Origin of the sequence: Gilliamella sp. Choc6-1 (genome assembly GCF_001690385.1) — a bacterium.
In the GTDB taxonomy this organism is placed as follows: Bacteria; Pseudomonadota; Gammaproteobacteria; order Enterobacterales; family Orbaceae; genus Gilliamella; species Gilliamella apicola_A.
In genome coordinates this window covers 1-23,046 of record NZ_LZHI01000066.1, presented here as the reverse complement: position 1 = coordinate 23,046, position 23,046 = coordinate 1, and the positions used below count along the sequence as shown (strand labels likewise).

The window sequence follows — 23,046 nt, the reverse complement described above, 5'->3', positions numbered from 1 at the left end:
CTATGACTAAGAAAAAATCACATAAACTGGGTTCGTCAACCATCGCATTAAACAAACGCGCACGCCATGAATACTTTATTGAAGAAGAAATTGAGGCGGGATTATCCCTACAAGGTTGGGAAGTTAAATCATTACGTGCGGGAAAAGCCAATATTAGTGACAGTTATGTCTTACTCAAAGAAGGAGAGGCATGGCTTTTTGGTGCTACTATCACTCCACTTAATGTCGCTTCAACACATGTGGTGTGCGAACCAATGCGTACACGTAAATTACTATTAAACGAACGTGAATTAAATTCACTATTTGGTCAAATTAATCGTCAAGGCTATACAGTTGTTGCGCTTTCTCTATATTGGAAAAATGCGTGGGCAAAAGTAAAAATTGGCGTAGCTAAAGGTAAAAAAGAATACGATAAACGAACTGACATTAAAGAACGTCAATGGCAGGTAGATAAAGCTCGTATCATGAAAAATGCTCATCGATAAAATTGGGTTTTATGTTAACAAAATATTGCTAAATAATGCATTTAGCAATATTAAATAGCTTATGTTCTAATAAAAAATGCACTGTATCTTAACTTCTTAAAATTCAGCAAATCATATATAATGACAACGTACATATACGCTATAATTTAAAAAATCTTCAGCACTTGCACTAATTAGATAATAAAAATAACCTATACATATATTTAATTATAACAATATTAACAAACCTATATTGTTTTAGCTTTTTACACCAAGTGAATAACTTCAGTACTTCTTACCATCAAATTCCTGGGCACATAAAACTCGCATCCCCCTATTTTTTCATACACACTTTGAATAACTCATAATTTTTATCTAATTGCCATCACTCAAAGTTTAATCAGAATGTAATATTACCTTGCAGGTTATAAACAGCAAGATGACATTCCCTATGTGGAGTTCAAAAAATAAAAAGAAAATATTGCTGATCAATACTGATACCCCTAAAAATTATACATATAAAACTGTAGCAGAAAACAACCCAATAAATTGACTTGTTATAAAATATCCCTGCCATAATTTGCTCTATAAAAAATAAAACACTGCAGCTCTGAGAATGCGAAACTAAAAGCCATCTTTAACAAATTTGGGGATAAATGCGATCAACATCAAATTAATTTCGCTTGCAAAAGAAAAATGTAATATTTAGCAACTAAATATCATTAATTAAGTGGTATTGACAGGATTAAACACTAAAAAAATGAGATAAAAAAAATTAATAAACGTAAAAAAGAACCTTAAAACAAGGTATCATATAGATTTTTAAATTGGTAATATCAAACTATTTAAGATGTCGATAAAAAAAGTAATAATTCTAATTTAAAGAATATACAAGCATCATATAAATAATTAAAAATTAAAATAAAATATATTTTTTTTGATAAAAATCATATTTTTTATTCAAATAATGATAAAATATATCTTACAACCATTAGTAAACTAACCTTATTTATATAAGCTTATCCCTCAATAAAAATACATGAAATAACGTAAAACATATATGACAATACAACAAGTTTTCATACATCATGTTTTCAAAATATAACAACAAGGTAAGCTGTTTTTTTACTTGTCGGCTATGTAAAAATTAGTAAAAAATGGGTTAAAAAAATTAGAGTAATATTATTTAACTCTTGCCAATTAGATGCTATTTTAAAATTATGTATAACCAATTTAGACCTCATAAAAATAAATCATGACCCAAGAACGAAATGAATATAACAACAGGCTTTATCAAGTCATCGCTACAGAGCTTAAAAACCGCATCATTAGTGGCATTTGTGCAATTGGGAGTAAATTACCTTCAGAACGTTTAATTTGCGAAGAGTTAAAAGTAAGCCGATCTGTAGTTAGAGAGGCTATTATAATGCTTGAGGTTGAAAGGTTTGTAGAAACTCGTAAAGGATCTGGTATTCATGTTATTGGCAATATTTCACAAAAAAATATTCCGGATATGTCATCAGGGTTGAATTTTGTGAAAAGTGGACCGTTTTAACTACTGCAAGCTCGTCAACTCATCGAAAGTAACATTGCAGAATTTGCCGCAACACAAATCACCAAAAAAGACATTGTTGACTTATTGGAAATTCAACATAATGCTCAAAAAGAAGATTATTATCAAGAATCAAATTGGGATTTAAAATTTCATACTCAAATTGCAATGATAACCCGCAATAATGCTTTAGTCACAATTGTTCAAGAAATGTGGCGGCAACGAACCTTAAATCCTTTATGGAAAAAACTTAATGAGCATATTCCAGAACATGAAATTAATAATTGGTTGGATGAGCACAATAAGATACTTGAAGCACTCATTAATAGGGATCCTAAAGCAGCAAAACTTGCTATGTGGCAACATTTAGAAAATACGAAAAGAACCTTTTTTGAAGCAGCTAACAAGGATTTTGAAATTAAACGCGATCACTACCTATTTTCTGATAATCCTGTTATCTGTATCAATGAAAATGAGTATGACTAATTTTACTAACTCATTAAACTTTTATTCACTTAATGCTATCAAACAATTAAAATTAATATATATTATTAAAATTAATTGATGTTATTTTGTATTTAAAGCTCAACATAAAGCAATGCTAATGTATATAAGTCCAAAATCAATACAAACCTTATTATACATTAGCGCTGATCATCTATTTCAATACCAACGGGTGGAATGAATTGGAACTTTTTAAGATCAACTTTACCAAGTTGTTGATGAGAAAGATCATAAAAACTACGCTGCCCGTCTTCTTCAATTATTGTAAAGTTTGAAATCATACCAGTAGGTAATACTGAAATAACAAAATTTTGATTAGTGCCATCATTGGATTTTAGAGTGAACAAATCTTGTTTACGAGTTACTGTATAGGCATTCCAAATAGAATTATGGCTATCAGTAATAAGCAACATCAAACGATTATCCACCACTTTTTTTAAATCCATAACACTGACCTGTTCAACCGCAGGGGTATAAACCCACAAGTTTTTTCCGTCAGAAATTACCGATGTTTCGTCTGGTTCAGTCATAGTCCAATTGAAATAATAAGGTCTTGCAACCCAAAAATCTCCCTTACCTTCTTGGACAAGCTGATTATCTGCTGTTTTAACATTTTGTGAAAAACGAGCATAAAACCCGTTAACTTTATCTAAACGTTGTTGTAAAACTTCTTTATCACCTGCCCATGCCGATATGCTAGCAAAAATTCCGAGCAATAATAAAATTTTCTTCATGGCAAATCCTTACATTCTCTTATTCGATAACCATTTACTAAAACTAATAAAGATATATTAATTTTGGTTTAATAGTTCAATCAGGTCAAAATATTACCGTTTTTTATTTCACCCGAAAAGTTATTTTCTTTTCTTTTTCACTTATTGGTGAACATGTATATAATACAATAATCTTTCTAAACTTGGACACAAAGTAATATGCCTAGTATGTCATTTGATTTTACGACTGATGAATTTAAGCCTTTAGCGGCCAGAATGCGCCCTCGTAATTTATCAGAATACATTGGGCAAACCCACCTGCTAGGAAAAAATAAGCCATTACCCAAAGCTATTGAGGCTGGCAACTTACACTCAATGATTTTATGGGGACCTCCAGGCACAGGCAAAACAACCTTAGCAGAAATTATTGCTCATCATGCTAATGCTAAAGTTGAACGGATATCTGCTGTAACCTCTGGTATAAAAGACATACGGGAAGCGATTGACCAAGCTAAAATTAATCAACAAGCAGGTATTCGCACAATCCTATTTGTTGACGAAGTCCACCGCTTTAATAAAAGCCAACAAGATGCGTTTTTACCTTATGTTGAAGATGGAACTGTAACATTTATTGGAGCAACCACCGAAAACCCTTCATTTGAATTAAATTCAGCTCTTCTATCTCGAGCCAGAGTATATTTACTTAAATCATTAACATCTGAGGATATAGAAAATATTTTGCAACAAGCTATTAATGATCCCATTCGAGGTTATGGCAAAAAAAACATTATTTTACCAGTAGATACAAAAAAACAAATAGCTGAATTTGTCGGAGGCGATGCAAGACGAGCACTCAATACTTTAGAATTATTAGTGGATATGTCAGATGGAAGTGAGCTTACACCAGCTCTACTTAAAGAGGTCATAGGTGAACGAAGTGCTAGGTTTGATAACCAAGGGGATCGCTTTTACGATATAATATCTGCAGTCCACAAATCCATTCGAGGATCAGCACCTGATGCGGCGCTTTATTGGTATGCAAGAATAATATCTGCAGGCGGAGATCCTCTCTACGTTGCACGTCGATTACTGGCTATTGCATCGGAAGATATTGGTAACGCAGATCCAAGAGCAATGCAAGTTGCACTGGCGGCCTGGGATTGTTTTACACGAGTTGGTCCAGCTGAAGGGGAACGAGCAATTGCACAAGCGATTGTTTATCTTGCTTGTGCGCCAAAAAGTAATGCAGTATATCTTGCCTTTAAAAAAGCAATGACCGATGCACAAAAAAAACCAGACTATGATGTCCCAGAACATTTACGTAATGCACCTACAAGTTTAATGAAGAACTTAGGTTATGGTGCAGAATATCGTTACGCTCATAATGAGCCAAATGCTTTCGCTGCCGGTGAAAATTATTTCCCTCCAGAAATGGCCGATAGTAAATATTATTTTCCTACCGACCGTGGAGCTGAAAAAAATTACATTGACAAACTTGCTTGGTTAGAAGCAAAAAATCAATCGAGTTCAATCCAACGTTATAAATCAAAAAAAAATTAATCTAATTTTTATGACTTTTTCTAATGATACAATACTTATTAATAAGATCATCGATAAAATCTAAACATGGATAATTTAAATCTATTTTGTGAAATACTAATAATCCACATTATCTAAAAAAGTGAGGTTTATAATAAACAATTCAATGACTATGGTAATTTACGTATTGACAATGGTAAATACCATTGCATAAAAATATCTAAAAACAAAAATGGTTTATGCGGGAAAATTAAAGTAAACACCTTTTTTATTTTCCGCTAACATTTTAAGCTTACTTACTCATAGGTAAATCTTATCACTACCGTTTTTATTTCTATCATTATCACTCACTTTTGTTATTTTATAAATTAATTGTAATTGAATTTTATTAATATATAACATTCAATTACAATTAATACACTTCTAAACAGAGATTAATAAATATCCCATATCTAGTATTAAAATGATTGATAGGTACTAAATATTGTATATTTTGTAAAGGATCCATTATGATAGAAACACTAAAATAATGTAAAAATGGGTAAGGGAATGAACAAATCAATGCTCGTCACAAAACGAGACGGCAAAACAGAACCAATTAATCTTGACAAAATCCACCGAGTTATCACTTGGGCTGCTGAAGGATTAGAAAACGTTTCCGTGTCTCAAGTTGAGTTAAAATCGCATATCCAATTTTATGATGGCATTCGCACATCAGATATTCACGAAACAATTATCCGCGCAGCAGCTGACCTAATCTCACAAGAAGCGCCAGACTATCAATATTTGGCTGCCCGTTTGGCAATTTTTCATTTACGTAAAAAATCCTATAACCAATTTACGCCACCACCTCTTTACGAACACGTAAAAAAGCTAGTCGATAGTCAACGATATGACAAACACTTACTTGAAGATTATACTCAAGAAGAGTTTGAACAAATGGATAAAATTATTGATCACTGGCGAGATATGACATTTTCTTACGCTGCGGTTAAACAACTTGAAGGGAAATATTTAGTACAAAATCGCGTCACGGGAGAAATTTATGAAAGCGCACAATTTTTGTATATTTTAGTTGCAGCCTGCCTTTTCGCTAACTATCCTAAAGATACACGTCTTAACTATATCAAACGCTTCTATGATGCTGTTTCAACTTTCAAAATTTCGCTACCAACCCCAATTATGGCTGGCGTTCGCACACCTACTCGACAATTTAGTTCGTGTGTATTAATTGAATGTGATGATAGTTTAGATTCCATTAACGCCACAGCAAGCGCTATTGTTAAATATGTATCACAACGAGCAGGAATTGGGGTTAATGCTGGACCAATACGAGCACTTGGCAGTTCAATTCGTGGTGGAGAAGCATTTCATACTGGTTGCATTCCTTTTTATAAATATTTTCAAACTGCGGTAAAATCATGTTCACAAGGTGGAGTACGCGGCGGTGCAGCAACGGTCTTTTATCCGCTTTGGCATTTAGAAGTTGAAAGCTTATTAGTCTTACGTAATAACCGAGGGGTCGAAGAAAACCGTGTTCGTCATTTAGATTACGGTGTACAAATTAACAAATTAATGTATCAACGGTTAATTAAAAACGAAAATATTACCTTATTTAGTCCATCAGATGTACCAGGGCTATACGATGCGTTTTTTGCTGATCAAACCAAATTTGAAGCGCTTTATCATCAATATGAACAAGATGTAAATATTCGCAAACGAGTGGTTAAAGCCATTGAACTATTTGCATTATTAATGCAAGAACGTGCATCAACTGGCCGCATTTATATCCAAAATGTCGATCACTGTAACACACACAGCCCATTTAATGCGCAGCTTGCTCCGGTACACCAATCCAACCTATGTATGGAAATCGCCTTACCTACCAAACCGCTTTATAACATTAATGATGAAAAAGGCGAAATCGCCCTTTGCACTTTATCAGCGTTTAATTTAGGTAAAATTGAATCACTTGATGATTTTGAAGAGTTAGCCGATTTAACAGTACGAGCGCTTGATTCTCTACTAGATTATCAAGATTCCCCTGTTCCTGCTGCGAAAAACTCATCATTAAACCGCCGTACATTAGGTATTGGTGTTATTAATTATGCCTATTACTTAGCAAAACATGGGGTTAAATATTCTGACGGTAGTGCAAATAACCTAACTCATCGTACCTTTGAAGCTATGCAATACTATTTGCTTAAAGCATCCAATAATCTTGCTAAGGAAAAAGGAGCATGCCCACTATTTAACGAAACAACTTATGCACAAGGCATTTTGCCAATTGATACTTATAAAAAAGATATCGACAGCATTACAAAAGAACCTTTACATTATGATTGGGAATCGCTTCGAGCATCCATTAAAAACCATGGGCTTCGTAATTCGACATTATCGGCATTAATGCCATCTGAAACATCTTCACAAATTTCTAATGCAACAAATGGTATTGAACCGCCAAGAGGCTTTATTAGTGTAAAAGCCTCGAAAGATGGTATCTTAAAACAAGTAGTTCCAGATTATAACGCTTTGAAAAACTTCTATGAATTACTTTGGCAAATTCCTAATAACACAGGTTATTTACAATTAGTGGGTATCATGCAGAAATTCATCGATCAATCTATTTCAGCAAACACTAATTACGATCCAACAAAATTTGCAAACGACAAAGTACCAATGAAACAACTATTAGCAGATTTATTGACTGCTTATAAATTTGGCGTAAAAACACTTTATTATCACAATACCCGCGACGGTGCAGAAGATATTCAAGGTGATATTGTTGCTACAACAAATAGCGATGATGGTTGTGAAGGCGGGGCTTGTAAGATTTAATTACACATTAGCCTCTTCTTATGAATTCAAATCCACGTTAAATGTAATTTTTTAAGGGGGAGTTTCCCCCAATCATTTCTCTTTTTCCACTGCTGCCAGTTAGCGGAAAAGTAATGATGAATCAGTTAGGAGTTCTTTTATGAGCATGAATTACAGTACCTTTTCGCATGTGCATAACGACCAACTTAAAGAGCCAATGTTTCTTGGTCAATCTGTCAATGTTGCACGTTATGATCAACAAAAATATGAGATGTTTGAAAAATTAATTGAAAAACAACTCTCTTTCTTTTGGCGCCCTGAAGAAGTCGATATTTCTCAAGACCGTATTGATTATGCTGCGTTACCAGAACATGAAAAACATATATTTATCAGTAATTTAAAGTATCAAACGTTACTTGACTCAATTCAAGGTCGTAGCCCTAATGTGGCTTTACTGCCACTTATTTCAATACCTGAACTTGAAACATGGGTAGAAACTTGGTCATTTTCAGAAACCATTCATTCTCGTTCTTATACACATATCATTCGCAATATTGTCAATGATCCCTCTATTGTTTTTGATGATATTGTTACCAATAAAGAAATCCAAAAACGCGCTGGTGATATTGCTGGTTATTATGATGATCTAATTAGCTATGCTAGCTATTACAACTTATTTGGCGAGGGTAAACATACCATTAACAATCATACAGTAACCATTAATATGCGAGAGTTAAAAAAGAAGCTTTATCTTTGCTTAATGAGTGTCAATGCACTTGAAGCTATTCGCTTCTATGTCAGCTTTGCTTGCTCATTTGCCTTTGCTGAACGAGAACTAATGGAAGGAAATGCAAAAATTATTAAACTGATTGCACGTGACGAAGCCCTACATTTAACTGGCACACAGTTTATGATCAACACTCTACGTAGTGGTGAAGATGATCCCGAAATGGCAGAAATTGCTAAAGAATGCGAACAAGATTGTTATGAACTATTTTTACAAGCTGCCAACCAAGAAAAAGAATGGGCTGAATATTTATTCGAAGGCGGCTCAATGATTGGATTAAATAAAGATATTTTATGCCAATATATAGAGTATATTACCAATATTCGTATGCAAGCGGTCGGACTAAAATTACCATTTGAAGCTAAATCAAATCCAATTCCATGGATTAATAACTGGCTAGTATCAGATAATGTACAAGTAGCACCACAAGAAGCGGAAATGAGTTCTTATTTAGTTGGTCAAATTGATTCTGAAATTAGTGAAGATGATTTAAGCGATTTTACATTATAAATTTTATACAAACAAACCCTACCTAAGAATGATAACCTAAAAGGAACAAATTACTGTTCCTTTTTTATTCGTCATTATGAACATTTATTAAACTTAAATAGATTGATTTATCATTATATTAATTATATTATTCAGTTAATCACAATTAAAAAAAACGGTTAAAAATTGAATAAAGTATTGATTAGCTTAATAACGATAACGTTATTATCTGGATGTAAAGTCGAGTTAGCACCAACTGTAAATTTAAGTGATTTAAACAGTGAAACAGCCCAAAAAGCTCGTTCAAAATTAATTGTGTCAGTGACAAACTGTAATGATTATCGAAATCCCCAAAATGAATCAGCCGATATAACAAATGCGAAAAAAACGGTATCAAAAGTATTTTCTCAAGCCATATATCTTAAATGCTACAAAGACAATATTATATCAAAAGCAGTTTTTGAAGTACCCATTATTGTTGGCGGCAAATCAAGAAATGAAGGAATTCAAATTAGAAATACCGATACAGGTGGTGGAATGATTGTTGAAATGTCGGATAATTTCAAACAAAAGATCAACAAAGCAAGCAAATCAGCATTTAGTAAATTATCAAGCGACATCTACATTACTGTCAATAACGACTTAAATAAAGACCAAGACATAATAGCACATGCCGTTTATTTGGATGGAAAACCAACTCTTGTAGCTCGATATACATTAAAACCAGGTAATCATACATTTAAATTATCTGACGTTTCAATTTCCTCTATTTTTTCTAACGGCTCAGCCCTAGTTTATGAGGATGCAAATAAGCAATATCAGTAAAAAAATAAAAAATCATAAAAATAAACCATCATGGATTTATTTTACATATTCTAGATATTAACATTATTGCTTATCGTATTGGTTATTAGAGATAGACAAAACTCATTCAAATTGAAGCCATATTTTGCCAATACAGACAAGATCATTGTTAATTAAACAGAATAAAGTTGATTTGGCTTGGTTAAGTATAAAGATACTATATTCATATAATCAAAATATTTTGCCTACTAGCCAAAAATTTATTATAAAAGGAATATAATGAAAAAATTATTATTAATCAGTTTAGTTGGAATTGTGTTAGTTGGCTGTGGTGAAAATAAAGTCACTAAAGAAATGCTAATTGGTCAGTGGGAATGCTCTCTTATAGGACGAGTAGCAAAATGGAAAGACGGTAATTATCAAGAATATGTACCTATAAAAAATGATAGCGGTACAATTAAATATTTCATGAAAGATGATACCCTCTATTTTAATTTTGGTACAAAAAACTCATATCCATATGACCTATCATCTTACTACAATAAATCAGAGTTATTAAAATCACAAAATGGTGCGTATTTAGCTACAAAAAAAAGTATTCAATATATTTCACATGATCAATTCAAAACAATTGAAGAAACAGAAATCATATTTGAGGATGACGAAAATAAAAATAAAAAAGTAAATATAGAAATCACTTGTAATCGCACTCCAAAATAAGCGCTAAGTTTCTTTAGATTGTTATGATTGATCGACAAATCCACTTAATGGGTAAATTATTTATACTATAAATACAGATAAATGTATTTTTAAATATAACACCATCGTAATAACATATCGCCAAACTGTTGCTTGACAGTCATTAAAAATCGCGTAACGATATGACAATAAAATTATTTTTATTTAATAATATCGCTATGACTGAAACGCATTTATGTTACCCTATATCTCCTCATGATTTTAGTGATGAACAAATTAACGTCACTTATCTAAAACAACAACTTGATGCCTTTCAACAATGGTCTGTAACACAATTTAAGCAACAAGCTAACATCGAATCTTTAGTACACTTACGAAGCCAATTCATTGACCATTTACTTCAACGCTTATGGAATTATTACCAAATTCCTAAGCAAATAACTTCACTTTTCAAAAAAAACCGAATTGCCTTAATTGCCGTCGGAGGTTATGGTCGAGCAGAACTTCACCCGCTCTCTGATATTGATATATTAATATTAAGCGATCATCCTCTCACTAAAGACCTTGAAAAACAAATAGGTGATTTTGTACGTTTACTTTGGGATCTCCATTTAGATATTGGTCATAGTGTAAGAACATTAAAAACCTGTCTTGAGGAAGCTAAAAATGACATCACGATTATGACCAACTTAATAGAATCCAGAATGATTTCAGGTTGTAATCTATTATTAAAAAAGCTTCAAAAAAAAATATTTAATAAAGAACTCTGGCCTTCTCCAGCTTTTTTCAAAGCGAAAATTCAGGAACAACAAGTACGCCACCAACAGTATCACAGTACTACTTATAATCTTGAACCCGACTTAAAAAATAGCCCAGGTGGTTTGCGGGATATGCAAATTATTCAGTGGATTGCGATTCGCCATTTTGGTGGTGAATTTTTACAGAAAATAGCTAACTTTAACTATTTAACCCCAGAAGATATTGAAGAATTTAAAACATGTCGAAGATTTTTATGGAAATTACGTTTTGCTCTCCATTGTGTAATTACGCGTTATGACAATCGATTACTCTTTGATCGTCAATTAAGCATTGCCAAAATGTTAGGTTATGAAGGTAAAGGTAATGTACCGGTTGAAAAAATGATGCATGATTATTATCGAGTAGCTCATAATATAACCGAACTCAATCAAATGTTATTACAACTATTTGATGAAACCATTCTTGAACTTCATCCACAAAATACCCCCTATGATATTGATGAACATTTCCAAGTTCGAGAAAAATTAATCGATGTAAAAGATAATAATATCTTCAAAAAAGATCCTGTAATGATTATGCAGCTTTTCTACACTATTTTGCTTAACCCTCAAATTACAGGGCTTTATTCTAATACAATTAGGCAATTGCGCTCAGCCAGACGAACGCTACCTACCCTACTTTGTGAAAATGCAAGAGCCAGAGCACTTTTTATATCGATCATCAAACACCCAAACGCCATTAAAAAAGCCATTTTACCAATGCATCAATATGGCATACTTGCTACTTACATACCTGGCTGGAAACACATTTCCGGTATGATGCAGTTTGACCTATTTCATGCTTATACTGTGGATGAACATACCATTCGTTTACTTCTTGAACTTGACAACCTCAAAACAGAAAGTGGCAAACAAAAACACCCTAATAGCTCTAAAGTTTTTGCTAAATTACCTAAACCAGAATTATTAATTATCGCTGGATTATTCCACGATATTGGAAAAGGGCGACACGGCGATCACTCTGATATAGGTTCACACCTAGTTCAAGAATTTTGTCAATTACATCAATTAGAAAGTAAAGATATCGATTTAATTGTCTGGCTAGTTCGCTACCACTTATTAATGTCAGTTACCGCACAAAGCCGTGATTTACAAGATCCTAAGGTAATTAGCGAATTTATCCAACTAGTTAAAAGTAAACGTCGATTACAATATTTATTGTGCCTAACGGTAGCTGATGTCTGTGCCACTAACGAAACCCTTTGGAATAATTGGAAACAAAGTCTAATGCGTGAGCTTTATTTTAGTGCAGAACATTTATTTGATTCAGGTATTCATCAAATTCCAGAACAACGCAGTATTGCGCGAAAGCATAAGCAAGAAGCATTAGCCACATTAATTAAGCAAAATTATAATGAACAAAGCATCAAAAATATTTGGCAATATTATCGTGTTGACTATTTTCTTCGTTACACTACAGAACAAATTATCTGGCATGCACAAATTCTATTACAACATGACTTAAATAAAACATTAGTATCAATTAATCCAAATCCTTATTATGGTGGTACTGAAGTGCTTATTTATGCACCTGATAGACCTTATCTCTTTGCCACAGTTTGTAACACACTGAGCATGCACAATTTAAATATACACGATGCGCTTATCATTACCAACAAAAAAGGATTTGCACTAGATACATTCATTGTATTAGATCCCAATGGACAAACCGTACAAAAAGATCGACATCAAGGATTGATAAAATCGCTTGAAAAAGCATTAAAACAGCCTACTTACAAAGGTGTTACCATTAAAGCACCTAAACAACGTTTACGATCATTTTTAGTACCTACTCAAGTTAACTTTCTATCTGCTTTTAATGATAGACAAACTTACATGGAACTGATTGCACTAGATAGACCAGCGCTGCTTGCTTGTGTGGGGGAAGTGTTTGCTAATTTAGATTTATCACTAAGCAGTGCCAAAATTGCCACCATTGGTGAACACATAGAAGATCTGTTTATTTTAACCGATAAAAACAAACAGGCACTTAGTGATGATACTTGCCAAAAACTAAGAGAATCAATTACTAACGCCATTGATTCAATGAATTAACATCATTAACTAAAAGATATAGCCTATGAATTTTTTTATTATTTTATTCCCCATTTTTTGTATTTTTATTGTGGGATTCATTGCGCAAAAAACCTTAAAATTTGATGTAGCTAACCTTTCTAAAATGTCGCTTTACGTACTTTCGCCTTTCTTATCGTTTAAAACATTTTATACGCATACCTTAACAACAGACTATTTATTCTACATTTGTTATATATTTGGGCTCTGTTTTTCTTTGGTGATTATCGCCTCAATTTGGTCAGTACTAATGAAATATTCAGATAAAGAGCGCTGCGCAATGATTTTAAGTTCATGTTTTATGAATAATGGAAATTATGGCACACCAGTTCTGTTAGTCTTTTTTGGTACGGTTGGGTTTGATTTAGGAGTAATTATGATGGTATTACAACAGTTTGTGATGAGTACTGTTGGAGTCTACTATGCAGCCAAAGGCAGCTCACATAGTGATATAGTTACTCAAAAAGATGTAATAAATAAAGTAATACGCATGCCTATTGCTTATGGCGCAGTTCTAGGTATTATTTTTCAACTATGCCAAATTCCCTTGTCTAAATCGATTATGACCTCCATCAGCATGATTGGCGATGCCTCTATCGTAGTGATCATGATCATCTTAGGAATGCAGCTTGCCAAAATAAACATTACTCAGCTTGATTACCCTAAAATCTCATTTGCCTTATTAGCCCGTATGGTCATTTCGCCAATTGTTGCACTGTGTATGGTCTCATTTATGCCAATTGAACCTATTTATAAACAAGTATTAATTGTACTTGCAGCGATGCCAAGCGCAGCTAACACCACACTAATGTCGGTCCAATTTGATACACACCCAGAGCTAGTATCAAGTGCAACATTACTTAGCACACTACTAAGCTTAATCACATTACCAATTGTACTTGAATTAGTCGAAGCGCCAATTCCATATTAATACCGTATAAACCTACTCTTTACTCAACTATAGAAAAATCAACACTCACCCCGCCATTCTTCTTCAAATTGCTTAACAAATTCAACCAAAAATTGATGCCTTGGCACAGCAAGTTTTTTGGCTATTTGGGTATTCATCATATCTTTAAGCAAAAAAAGTTTTTCATAAAAATGATTAATCACCGTAGAAGATTGTTTATAATTGACCTCATTTATTACAGTTCGAGGTGAAATTGCCAGATCACACATAACATGGTGTTTATTGCCACCATAATAAAAAGTACGCGCTACACCAATTGCGCCTATTGCATCTAAGCGATCAGCATCTTGCACAATTTTCCCCTCAAGCGATAGTGTTTTTTTACTAGCAAGATTTTTTCGATAAGACATATTATCAATAATATCAAAAATCATACTAATATCATCACTTGAAACGTTAAGTGAATTTAAATAACCACGTAACTCAGCAGAAGCTTGATTCACATCAGCCACCACTTTTTCATCTATAACATCATGCAAATAAGCACTTAATATCACAATAAAACAATTTGCTTTGGGTTCATAAGGCAATATCTGTTGCGTTAATCCAACCACACGCTCAATATGCGCCATATCATGCCCCGAAAAATCATGAGCAAGCTTTTGCTTAACATAACATTTTATTTCTTCAACAATTTTAATTTGTTGTTGCGTTAATTCGATAGCTAATTTTGTGTTCATTTACTTTACAAACATCCATAAAATTGAAGTGAAAGGAGTAAATACATTTTGTTAAAGATTATACTGTTAGATAATCTATTAGTTAACATTCACCCTATTATCAAGTTAAAAAAATTCAACTCATTTTAAATGATAAAATATCACTATTGTTCAACTATAAAATACATAATCAATAGGCAATTGCCATAAAAAAGTACTAATAATTAATAATTTTTTTAAATTTCCTTTATTTTATTTCAGTTGTTTTCATTAAAGTGCAAAGGTAGAATGCATCAATCACAAAACATTATCAAAGCAAATATTGGAGTTGAATAAGTGAAAATATCTGCGCGTAAAGTTTTGCCTTGGTCGTTCATAGAATATTTCACACGCTACCGCCAATTCTTAGCTCTACTATTTGGTCTATCTATCTTTTTTATTGCACTTATAGTGTGTTGGCATTTACTAAAAGAAATTAATCTAAATGATTTAAACCAAGCTGCACATAAATTATCAGCAAATACCATTATATTTTCATGCTTATCAGCTATAGGTAGTTACTTAATGTTAATCGGCTATGAATGGTCTGCTGCCTATTATGCTGGTGTAAAATTAAAGCCGTCAGTTATCGCTCTTGGCGGGATTTGTGCCTCAGCTATTGGAAATGCGGTAGGGCTATCTGCACTTTCAGGTGGCGCCGTGCGTTGTCGCCTCTACTTTAAACATGGCTTAACCACCATTGATGTAGCAAGAATATCTATATTCGTTACTCTTTCTTTAGGATTAACTTTCCCTTTACTAGCAGCTATTGCCGCATTAATTGAAACTAAAAATATTGCCATTGCACTGCATTTATCAACAAAAAGTATAAGTTTAATCGCCAGTAGCATACTTTGTCTTTATTTAGCATTATCAATTTATTTATATTGTAATCGACTACCTCAAAGACCTAATAACTATACTAGATTATTCCAACTATTTCATTGGAGTATTCGTTTACCTAACTTACGTTTAGCGTCATACCAATATTTAATAACCTTATTTGATGCTATTTTTGCAGGAGCAATTCTCTATTTTCTATTGCCAACCCACCCGACTTTTATCACTTTTATCATGATCTATATTTTGGCATTAGTCGCAGGTACATTAAGTCATATACCGGGTGGTGTAGGTGTTTTTGAAGCAATTATGCTTGGTGCTTTTTCATCCGAAATCGGCACTGCATCTTTAACCGTTGCATTAGTGATCTACCGAATTATTTATATTCTAATTCCCCTTATTATTGCTGGTATCTTATTACTAATAAATGAAAGCAAACATCATTTAACTACGCATCAAGTAAAAGAAAGGGAAACCGGTTTTGCCGCGCCTGTTATGTCAGCCTCGTTATTTTTTGCAGGTATCATCATGATGTTTTCAAGCCTCACACCAGGCTTCAATCACCCATTTATTAATAACTTCATTCCTAGTAAAGTGGTCAATTTTGCCCATTTATTTGCTAGCTTAATTGGCGTTTTATGCCTATTACTTGCGATGGGATTGCGTCGTCGCCTAAGTTCTGCATGGAGTTTGTCAGTCATTTTATTATTTATCGGCAGTCTACTTTCAATATTACGAGGACTGCACTGGATCGAAGCATTAGTATTATGCACAATTGCACTATCACTCATTAAATTCAGACATGCTTTTTATCGCAAAAGCCGCTTAAGCATTTTGCCATTCTCTTTTAAATCTTTTACGATTTGTTTTTGCTTAATTGCCCTATTTATTTGGCTAATTTTATTTATTTATCAAGATGTACCATACAGCCATTCATTATGGTGGCAATTAGAATTAGATAGCCGAGTACCTCGTGCACTGCGCGCAGCATTAGGAAGTTTTATTTTATTAACTTGCATCATGTTATTTTGGCTATTTCGACCAGCATTACCTATCTTAACTAGTCCTAAAAAAAATGAACTTGATAAAGCCTATCAAATCATTTTAGATTCAAAGCAGCCAGAAGGAGGGCTTGCGATGAGCGGTGATAAATCACTACTCTTCAATGAATCTAAAACCGCCTTTATTATGTATGCAAGGCGAGGAAGAAGCATGATTGCCCTTTATGATCCAATTGGTAATAATACAGATCGTGCTGATTTAATATGGGCTTACCGTGATTTATGCGATCAACATCACTTACGTCCTGTTTTTTACCAAGTTAAAGCCTGTAATTTACCCTTTTATATGGACATTGGTCTACGAACAATAAAACTAGGTGAAGAAGCTTTAGTGGATTTAGAAAGATTCGACCTTTCATCTAAAGGTTATAAAGATCTCCGTTACACATGGAATCGAGGTCAACGTGATGGTCTATCACTAATATTTTATCCTCCAGGTACCGCACCGCTTGATGAATTAAAAATTGTATCTGATGAATGGTTAAAAAGTAAAAATGGGAAAGAAAAACAATTTTCTTTAGGTGCCTTCTCAAAAGAATATCTAGATAACTTCACCATTGCGGTTATCAAACATGAAGGACGTATTATTGCTTTTGTTAATTTGTTAGAAACCAACCAACATGAAAAATCAAGTATCGATATAATGCGTGTTGTTCAACAAATCCCTAAATTAACAATGGAGTTCCTAATGGTTGGATTAATTCTCCATTATCAAGAAAAAGGGTACAAATATTTCAGTTTGGGAATGGTTCCCCTTTCGGGCATGCATCGACGGCGAGGAGCGCCATTAATTCAAAGACTCGGGGCATTAGTTTTTAGACGTGGAGGACGATTCTATAATTTTCAAGGATTACGGCGCTTTAAAGACAAATTTGCCACCCATTGGGAGCCACGCTACATGGCTGTGCCAGCTGGATTAGATCCATTCGTTGCATTAATTGATACAACCATGCTCATTTCTGGTGGAATAACGGGTTTAAAAAAAAACAAGAGCCAATAAAATGAAAAAAATTATCCGCTACATTTTATTAGTTATTATCTTACTATTCATTGTACTACTTACGACTATTGGATGGTACTTTATTAAAAACCACACAAATGCATCAGTAAAAACAATCACAATTAACAAAGATTTTGAGCTAATCTCGGCTAGCCCTAAACGGTCAGCCGAAGCAGCAGCAATTATTGTGGCAACAAAAGAAAACCATTTCACGGCAGAACAATTATTTGACTTATCTGAAAAAATGGGTGCCAAACTGGTACAATTTGAACTACAACCCCAAGCAAGTTGTAGCGAACAACAAAACCGATTTAATCAAGCAGCAAAGATTTTAAATGAATCCAATTTTGCTGTTGCAGGTATGCAAGAAGGTGCTGCCTTTGCTTATCGTTGGTTAGCTCAGCAACAACGTGATGATGCAAAAGCGCTATCTATTGAATTTACATTAGAACATAAAGATTGTGATACCCCACTGCCTACTCAAGCAAACCATGGCAGTTGGCAAGTCATTTGGAATAATCCACCAGAAGAAAAAACCGCTGTATTTCCTCGAGAACAAAAAAAGATTAATGTCACCACATTAATCGGAGAATACCAAGCTTCACCCGTAGAATTATTAACTTTGCATTTATCATCAATATTATTTGGTAAACATGAACAATTACCAATAATTGAATTGCCAGCAAAAAAGAATGAAGTTCATCCTAAAACAGTTACATTTTACTACTCAGGTGATGGTGGATGGCGTGATTTAGATAAAGTATCTGCCGAATACATAGCAACACATGGTTATAATGTTGTGGGTATTGATGCATTAAAACTATTTTGGCAACACCGCTCTGTTGCACGTAGTGCTCAAGATTTAAGTTATTTAATGCAACAATATCGTGAAAAATGGGGCATAACTAAGTTTATCCTTGCTGGCTACTCTTTCGGAGGTGATATTTTACCCGCTTTATATAATCGCCTATCACCCGATGAACAAAAAAGCATCCAAGCTTTGGTAATGATTGCCTTTTCAAAAAATGCCAACTTTGAAATTGAAATCAGTGGTTGGCTTGGTCAATCAGGTGATGAAATGAAGACCGCTCCAGAAGTAGATAAAATCCCAGCTACAAAATTATTTTGTATCTATGGTGAAGAAGAAAAAGAAGATACAGGCTGCTTACAACCTGAAATGAAAGGGGAAGCATTTCAATTACCGGGTGGACACCATTTTGACGAAAATTATGAACATCTTGGACAAATTATTATGGATGCAATCGACAACCGAATAAAATAACGAAGACGCCTAATAATAAAAAGGAGCCGTTCAAAATGGCGCCTTCTTAAATAATTAAATCATTTTTAACATCATACAATCTAACTTTTCTTAACACGAACCTTCGCTCCAGATAATAGCACACCACAAAGTGTAAACAATGTACCTATCGCAGTAATCCAAGTAAAAGGCTCACCCAAAACAATAATGGCGCCAATAATAGTAAGAACAGGCACTAAATAAAGATAAACACTTATTTTAACCGCCCCAACTAATTTAACGGCATAATTCCAAGACGCAAAACAGATAGCCGAAGCGCCTACACCTAAAAACAAAATATTCAACAAATTAACTGGATCGACAAAACGAAATAAATTCCATTCAAAATCAAAAAATGATAGTGCTGGTAACATCAACAATAATCCATAAAAAAAGAAGCGACGTGTCAGCAAAATAGTATTATAACCATAATTACTACTCAACTTAGTTAAAATCGAATAACAAGCCCAAAACACACAAGCCAACATAGCAAGCAAATCACCGAGTAGGTTAAGCGAAAGCACAAATTTACCATTAAAACTAATTAATCCCACACCAATAATCGCAAATAAACAGCCAATATAAAACCGCTTAGGTGGTGCTTCAGTTTTTAAAAAGAATAGCGAAAAGATTGCAGTAAATATTGGTGCCAAAGTGGTAATCACCCCAACATTCGAAGCTGTTGTATAAGTAAGAGCGATATTTTCACATAAAAAATAACAAGTAACACCACATAACCCGGCACATAAAAACATCAATTCTTGTTTTACCCCTTGCCAAGCAAAAAAACGAGGCGCTAAAATCCATAACGTGGCATAACCAAGTCCAAAGCGAAAAAACAAAATTTCAACTGGCTTAAAATTAATTAACAACACTTTGGTTGCAATAAATGTTGTTCCCCAAAGGAACACAGTTATTAACGCAATTAAATGCCCTTGTACTCTTCTTGAAAATAACATGATCATTCTCTCTGCTTACATAAAAACCTTATGCGATAAAATAGTAAATGATAGTACACAAAATAAATTCCAAATAAAATTACTTTACAAACTTAATAACAACAAATAGTACTATTTTAATAATTAGCGCAGTGAATAATACCCATTTTCTTTTATAAAAATGCATTTTACAAAAAACAATAAAATTAGAGGAAGTGAATAAATGACCTATTGGTAAACGCAGGATAAAAAAAATCCACTCGAAAACTCAAGTGGAGGGCAAAAAATGAAAAAACGTAATCCATTAATATAGACAAGTGAAAACGCAAAAAGTTCAAAAAAATTTCATTTATTTTTTTATTTCACCAAAATATTTAATAACCGAATGATTTTTAACTATTAAAAAAATAAAATAATTTTTATCAAATAGTATTTAATTACTTTCAAAAAGTCACTTTTTAACAAAAATCGCCTTACCATTACCTTAATCACACTTAACTATTGAATTTTTAAGACTCATTTATTAATTCCCCGCTCTTTCTGTTGCATAAACTCAGTTCAGGTTGTATTCGCACTTGATTTCACCTATAATGCCACGATATTACCCATAGGTAATAACCACATTTGGGGCTGATTCTGGATTCGACGGGATTTGCGAAACCCAAGGTGCATGCCGAGGTGCGGTAGGCCTCGTAAATAAACCGCAAAAAAATAGTCGCAAACGACGAAAACTACGCACTAGCAGCTTAATAACCTGTATAGAGCCTTCTCTCCCTAGCCTCCGCTCGTAGGACGGGGATCAAGAGGAGTCAAACCCAAACGAGATCGTGTGGAAGCCTTGCTTGGGGCGGAAGCATTAAATTTAATCAAGCTAGTCTACCAGTAGCGTGTTTGTTCGCAGCGGGTAGATGAAATTCAAAAACAAACTACGCATGTAGTACCGAGGATGTAGAGATTTCGGACGCGGGTTCAACTCCCGCCAGCTCCACCAACCAATCTTACCCTATCCACATTAAGTTAAATTTATAAATAAATTTGTATTTAACATACCATTGAGATGTATCTAATTTAATTTCATCATAAACATCAAACTTTTTCATAATATGCACTAAAAATAGCATAATTGCCTACCAACGTTATTCAATAACTTTAGAGCCTTTACAAAAAATTAAGCCAATAATAATGATATTTACAAAAACAAAATTAACACACTCAAAGCACAGAAAACCAAGTAAAAACCGCATTTCCAAAGGCTAAAAAAAATGTTCTACATTAAGTTATCCTACTAGTTTAATTCATAATTTTTGTAAAAAAAACTTGAAAAATTTAACAAAACAACGTAATTTGCTGCTTCTAATAAAGTTACCATTATCGGTTATTAAAATAAGTCTTAACCAATGTTAAGTGAATTAAATGTTGTAAATTTGGTATGGATTTAACAAAGCAATTAGCGGCAATGCCAACAAAATGAGCAAATCATTTTTTAAATCTAATGATCTTTGATCACATTAGAAAACAGAATAATAAATTAAGTATTAAATTTGAATGAAACGAGGATAATAAGAGGAATATACGGTGAGAGGATTAGACAAAATCATCGAACAAGCAGGACAAGCAGGGAAAGACTTGCTTAGCCAATTAACAAATAAAGTTAGCCATAACCGTTACACACTAACCATTGATGAACTCAGCACTCCTATATCGGTGTTAAACGTCAAAGGCGAAGAGGCCTTAAACCAGCTGTGGCATTACACCATTACTTTTACCAGCGCCAATAAAACCCTATCTACCGATGCTTTTTTAAACCAACCGGCTACTTTCTCATTTAATTCTGTTGTAAGCGATGCGCTCAGTTCTGCAATCCGTGCCTTGGGTGATTTTACCAATGATAAAAGCACCCGCAAGGTTTATGGTATTATCACCGAGTTTAGCCAATTATCGGTGAATAAAGAAGAAGCGCATTATCAAGTGGTCTTATCGCCACGACTGGCTAGACTAACGTTAAACCGCAACTGTGCCATATTCCAGAACCAAAGCGTAGTAAGCGTGGTTGAACAAATACTTAGAAGCCACGGACTTAATGGCATAGACTACCGCCTTGAACTTAAAGAGCACTACCCAGCCAGGGAATTTATTACCCAATGGCAAGAAAGCGATTTTGAATTTATCCAACGCTTAATGGCGGATGTGGGTATCTGGTTTCGCTTTGAAAGCCATGCCGAGCACGACTGCGACGTAATGGTGATAAGCGATTATGAACAAGGTTATGACCAAGTTGCCCATATTGATTACAAATTACCCAGTGGCACCTTGGACGGTGGCACTGAAAGCGTTTGGGATATTAGCATGCACAGCCAAACGGTGGCATCATCGGTTAAAGTGAAAGATTACAACTACCGTGATGCCAAAGCCAACTTACTTGGCGAGGTCAATAGCCAACCCGATGACCGCACCACTAACGGCACCAACTACCGTTATGGCGAGCACTATCAATATGCAGGTAGTGCCAGTGTCAGTTCAGGTAGTCAAAAAAATAGCCCCAACAAAATTTATAAAAATATTCAAAGTGAGCAAAATGGGGGGATGAGCGAGAATAACGATGATGCACAAAATAGGGATAATGATTACCACCTTAATAGCACCCCAGAAAGTGGCAATTGGTACGCACGTATTCGCCATGAACAAGCAATCAGTGAACAAATAATTATCCGAGGCAAAAGCAACCGTTATAACCTTGCTCCTGGGCAACTCATTAGCCTTAATGGCGCCCCGCTGATTGATATTGATGAAGGCATTATTATTTTAAGTGTTACGGGCAGCGGCAGCCGCACTGATGCTTACCAGCTCAGTTTTACTGCGATACCTTTTAAGGTATTAAAACCGTATCGCCCAGCGCCCCTTGCTTGGCCACAAGTCAGTGGCACCTTACCGGCACGGGTCACCAGTCCCGATAATGACACCTATGGCTATATTGATACCC

Annotated in this window: 14 protein-coding genes, 1 other RNA gene and 1 pseudogene; 13 read left to right on the top strand and 3 right to left on the bottom strand. The window is 34.1% G+C overall.

The annotated features are described in order from the left end of the window. Positions 1-2 precede the first annotated feature (2 nt). The gene (smpB, locus tag A9G36_RS08510) at positions 3-485 is read left to right on the top strand and encodes an SsrA-binding protein SmpB (RefSeq protein WP_034944110.1); all 483 of its coding nucleotides are present in this window, start codon (positions 3-5) and stop codon (positions 483-485) included. A gap of 1,234 nt (positions 486-1,719) precedes the next feature. Continuing rightward, positions 1,720-2,502 (top strand): annotated as a pseudogene (locus A9G36_RS10550) (FCD domain-containing protein). Positions 2,503-2,660: 158 nt separating this feature from the next. Here A9G36_RS10550 and lolA read toward each other — a convergent pair. Next, the gene (gene lolA, locus A9G36_RS08500) at positions 2,661-3,254 is read right to left on the bottom strand and encodes an outer membrane lipoprotein chaperone LolA (RefSeq protein WP_065569462.1); all 594 of its coding nucleotides are present in this window, start codon (positions 3,252-3,254) and stop codon (positions 2,661-2,663) included. Between the two features lie 198 nt (positions 3,255-3,452). Here lolA and A9G36_RS08495 point away from each other — a divergent pair, with 198 nt between their 5' ends. The 7 genes from A9G36_RS08495 to A9G36_RS08465 all read left to right on the top strand — a co-directional run bounded on the left by A9G36_RS08495 (position 3,453) and on the right by A9G36_RS08465 (position 14,190). Then, positions 3,453-4,793, top strand: coding sequence for a replication-associated recombination protein A (locus A9G36_RS08495; protein ID WP_065569463.1), 1,341 nt, complete (start codon positions 3,453-3,455; stop codon positions 4,791-4,793). A gap of 528 nt (positions 4,794-5,321) precedes the next feature. Next, on the top strand, positions 5,322-7,610 hold the full coding sequence (gene nrdA, locus A9G36_RS08490; RefSeq protein ID WP_065585658.1) for a class 1a ribonucleoside-diphosphate reductase subunit alpha: 2,289 nt from the start codon (positions 5,322-5,324) through the stop codon (positions 7,608-7,610). A gap of 145 nt (positions 7,611-7,755) precedes the next feature. Continuing rightward, on the top strand, positions 7,756-8,886 hold the full coding sequence (gene nrdB, locus A9G36_RS08485) for a class Ia ribonucleoside-diphosphate reductase subunit beta (protein ID WP_034944777.1): 1,131 nt from the start codon (positions 7,756-7,758) through the stop codon (positions 8,884-8,886). A 165-nt stretch (positions 8,887-9,051) separates the two neighbouring features. Then, positions 9,052-9,690 carry a DUF7424 family protein gene (locus tag A9G36_RS08480; RefSeq protein ID WP_065569464.1) on the top strand — a complete coding sequence of 213 codons (639 nt, stop codon included), beginning with the start codon at positions 9,052-9,054 and terminating at the stop codon, positions 9,688-9,690. Between the two features lie 258 nt (positions 9,691-9,948). Continuing rightward, complete coding sequence (locus A9G36_RS08475; RefSeq protein ID WP_034944123.1) at positions 9,949-10,389, top strand: hypothetical protein; 441 nt, start codon at positions 9,949-9,951, stop codon at positions 10,387-10,389. 161 nt (positions 10,390-10,550) lie between these two features. After that, positions 10,551-13,241, top strand: a complete 2,691-nt coding sequence (gene glnD / locus A9G36_RS08470) for a bifunctional uridylyltransferase/uridylyl-removing protein GlnD (protein ID WP_065575647.1) — start codon at positions 10,551-10,553, stop codon at positions 13,239-13,241. 25 nt (positions 13,242-13,266) lie between these two features. Beyond that, positions 13,267-14,190, top strand: coding sequence for an AEC family transporter (locus A9G36_RS08465; RefSeq protein ID WP_065585636.1), 924 nt, complete (start codon positions 13,267-13,269; stop codon positions 14,188-14,190). 38 nt (positions 14,191-14,228) lie between these two features. Here the strand turns inward: A9G36_RS08465 and A9G36_RS08460 are convergent, their stop codons facing one another. Beyond that, on the bottom strand, positions 14,229-14,870 hold the full coding sequence (locus A9G36_RS08460) for an HD domain-containing protein (RefSeq protein WP_141670386.1): 642 nt from the start codon (positions 14,868-14,870) through the stop codon (positions 14,229-14,231). A 354-nt stretch (positions 14,871-15,224) separates the two neighbouring features. Here A9G36_RS08460 and mprF point away from each other — a divergent pair, with 354 nt between their 5' ends. Both mprF and A9G36_RS08450 read left to right on the top strand, forming a co-directional pair. After that, positions 15,225-17,828, top strand: coding sequence for a bifunctional lysylphosphatidylglycerol flippase/synthetase MprF (mprF, locus tag A9G36_RS08455; RefSeq protein WP_065569467.1), 2,604 nt, complete (start codon positions 15,225-15,227; stop codon positions 17,826-17,828). 1 nt (position 17,829) lies between these two features. Next, positions 17,830-19,110, top strand: coding sequence for a virulence factor family protein (locus tag A9G36_RS08450; RefSeq protein WP_065569468.1), 1,281 nt, complete (start codon positions 17,830-17,832; stop codon positions 19,108-19,110). Positions 19,111-19,190: 80 nt separating this feature from the next. Here A9G36_RS08450 and A9G36_RS08445 read toward each other — a convergent pair whose 3' ends face one another. Then, a complete protein-coding gene (locus A9G36_RS08445; RefSeq protein ID WP_218055710.1) occupies positions 19,191-20,093 on the bottom strand; it encodes a DMT family transporter in 903 nt (300 codons plus the stop codon). A 599-nt stretch (positions 20,094-20,692) separates the two neighbouring features. Between A9G36_RS08445 and ssrA the strand changes: the two genes are divergently transcribed. Together ssrA and A9G36_RS08435 are read left to right on the top strand one after the other, a co-directional pair. Further along, positions 20,693-21,057: a transfer-messenger RNA gene (ssrA, locus tag A9G36_RS08440) on the top strand. A gap of 584 nt (positions 21,058-21,641) precedes the next feature. Further along, the coding region (locus A9G36_RS08435) for a type VI secretion system Vgr family protein (protein WP_141670643.1) at positions 21,642-23,046 on the top strand (1,405 nt) is incomplete at its 3' end.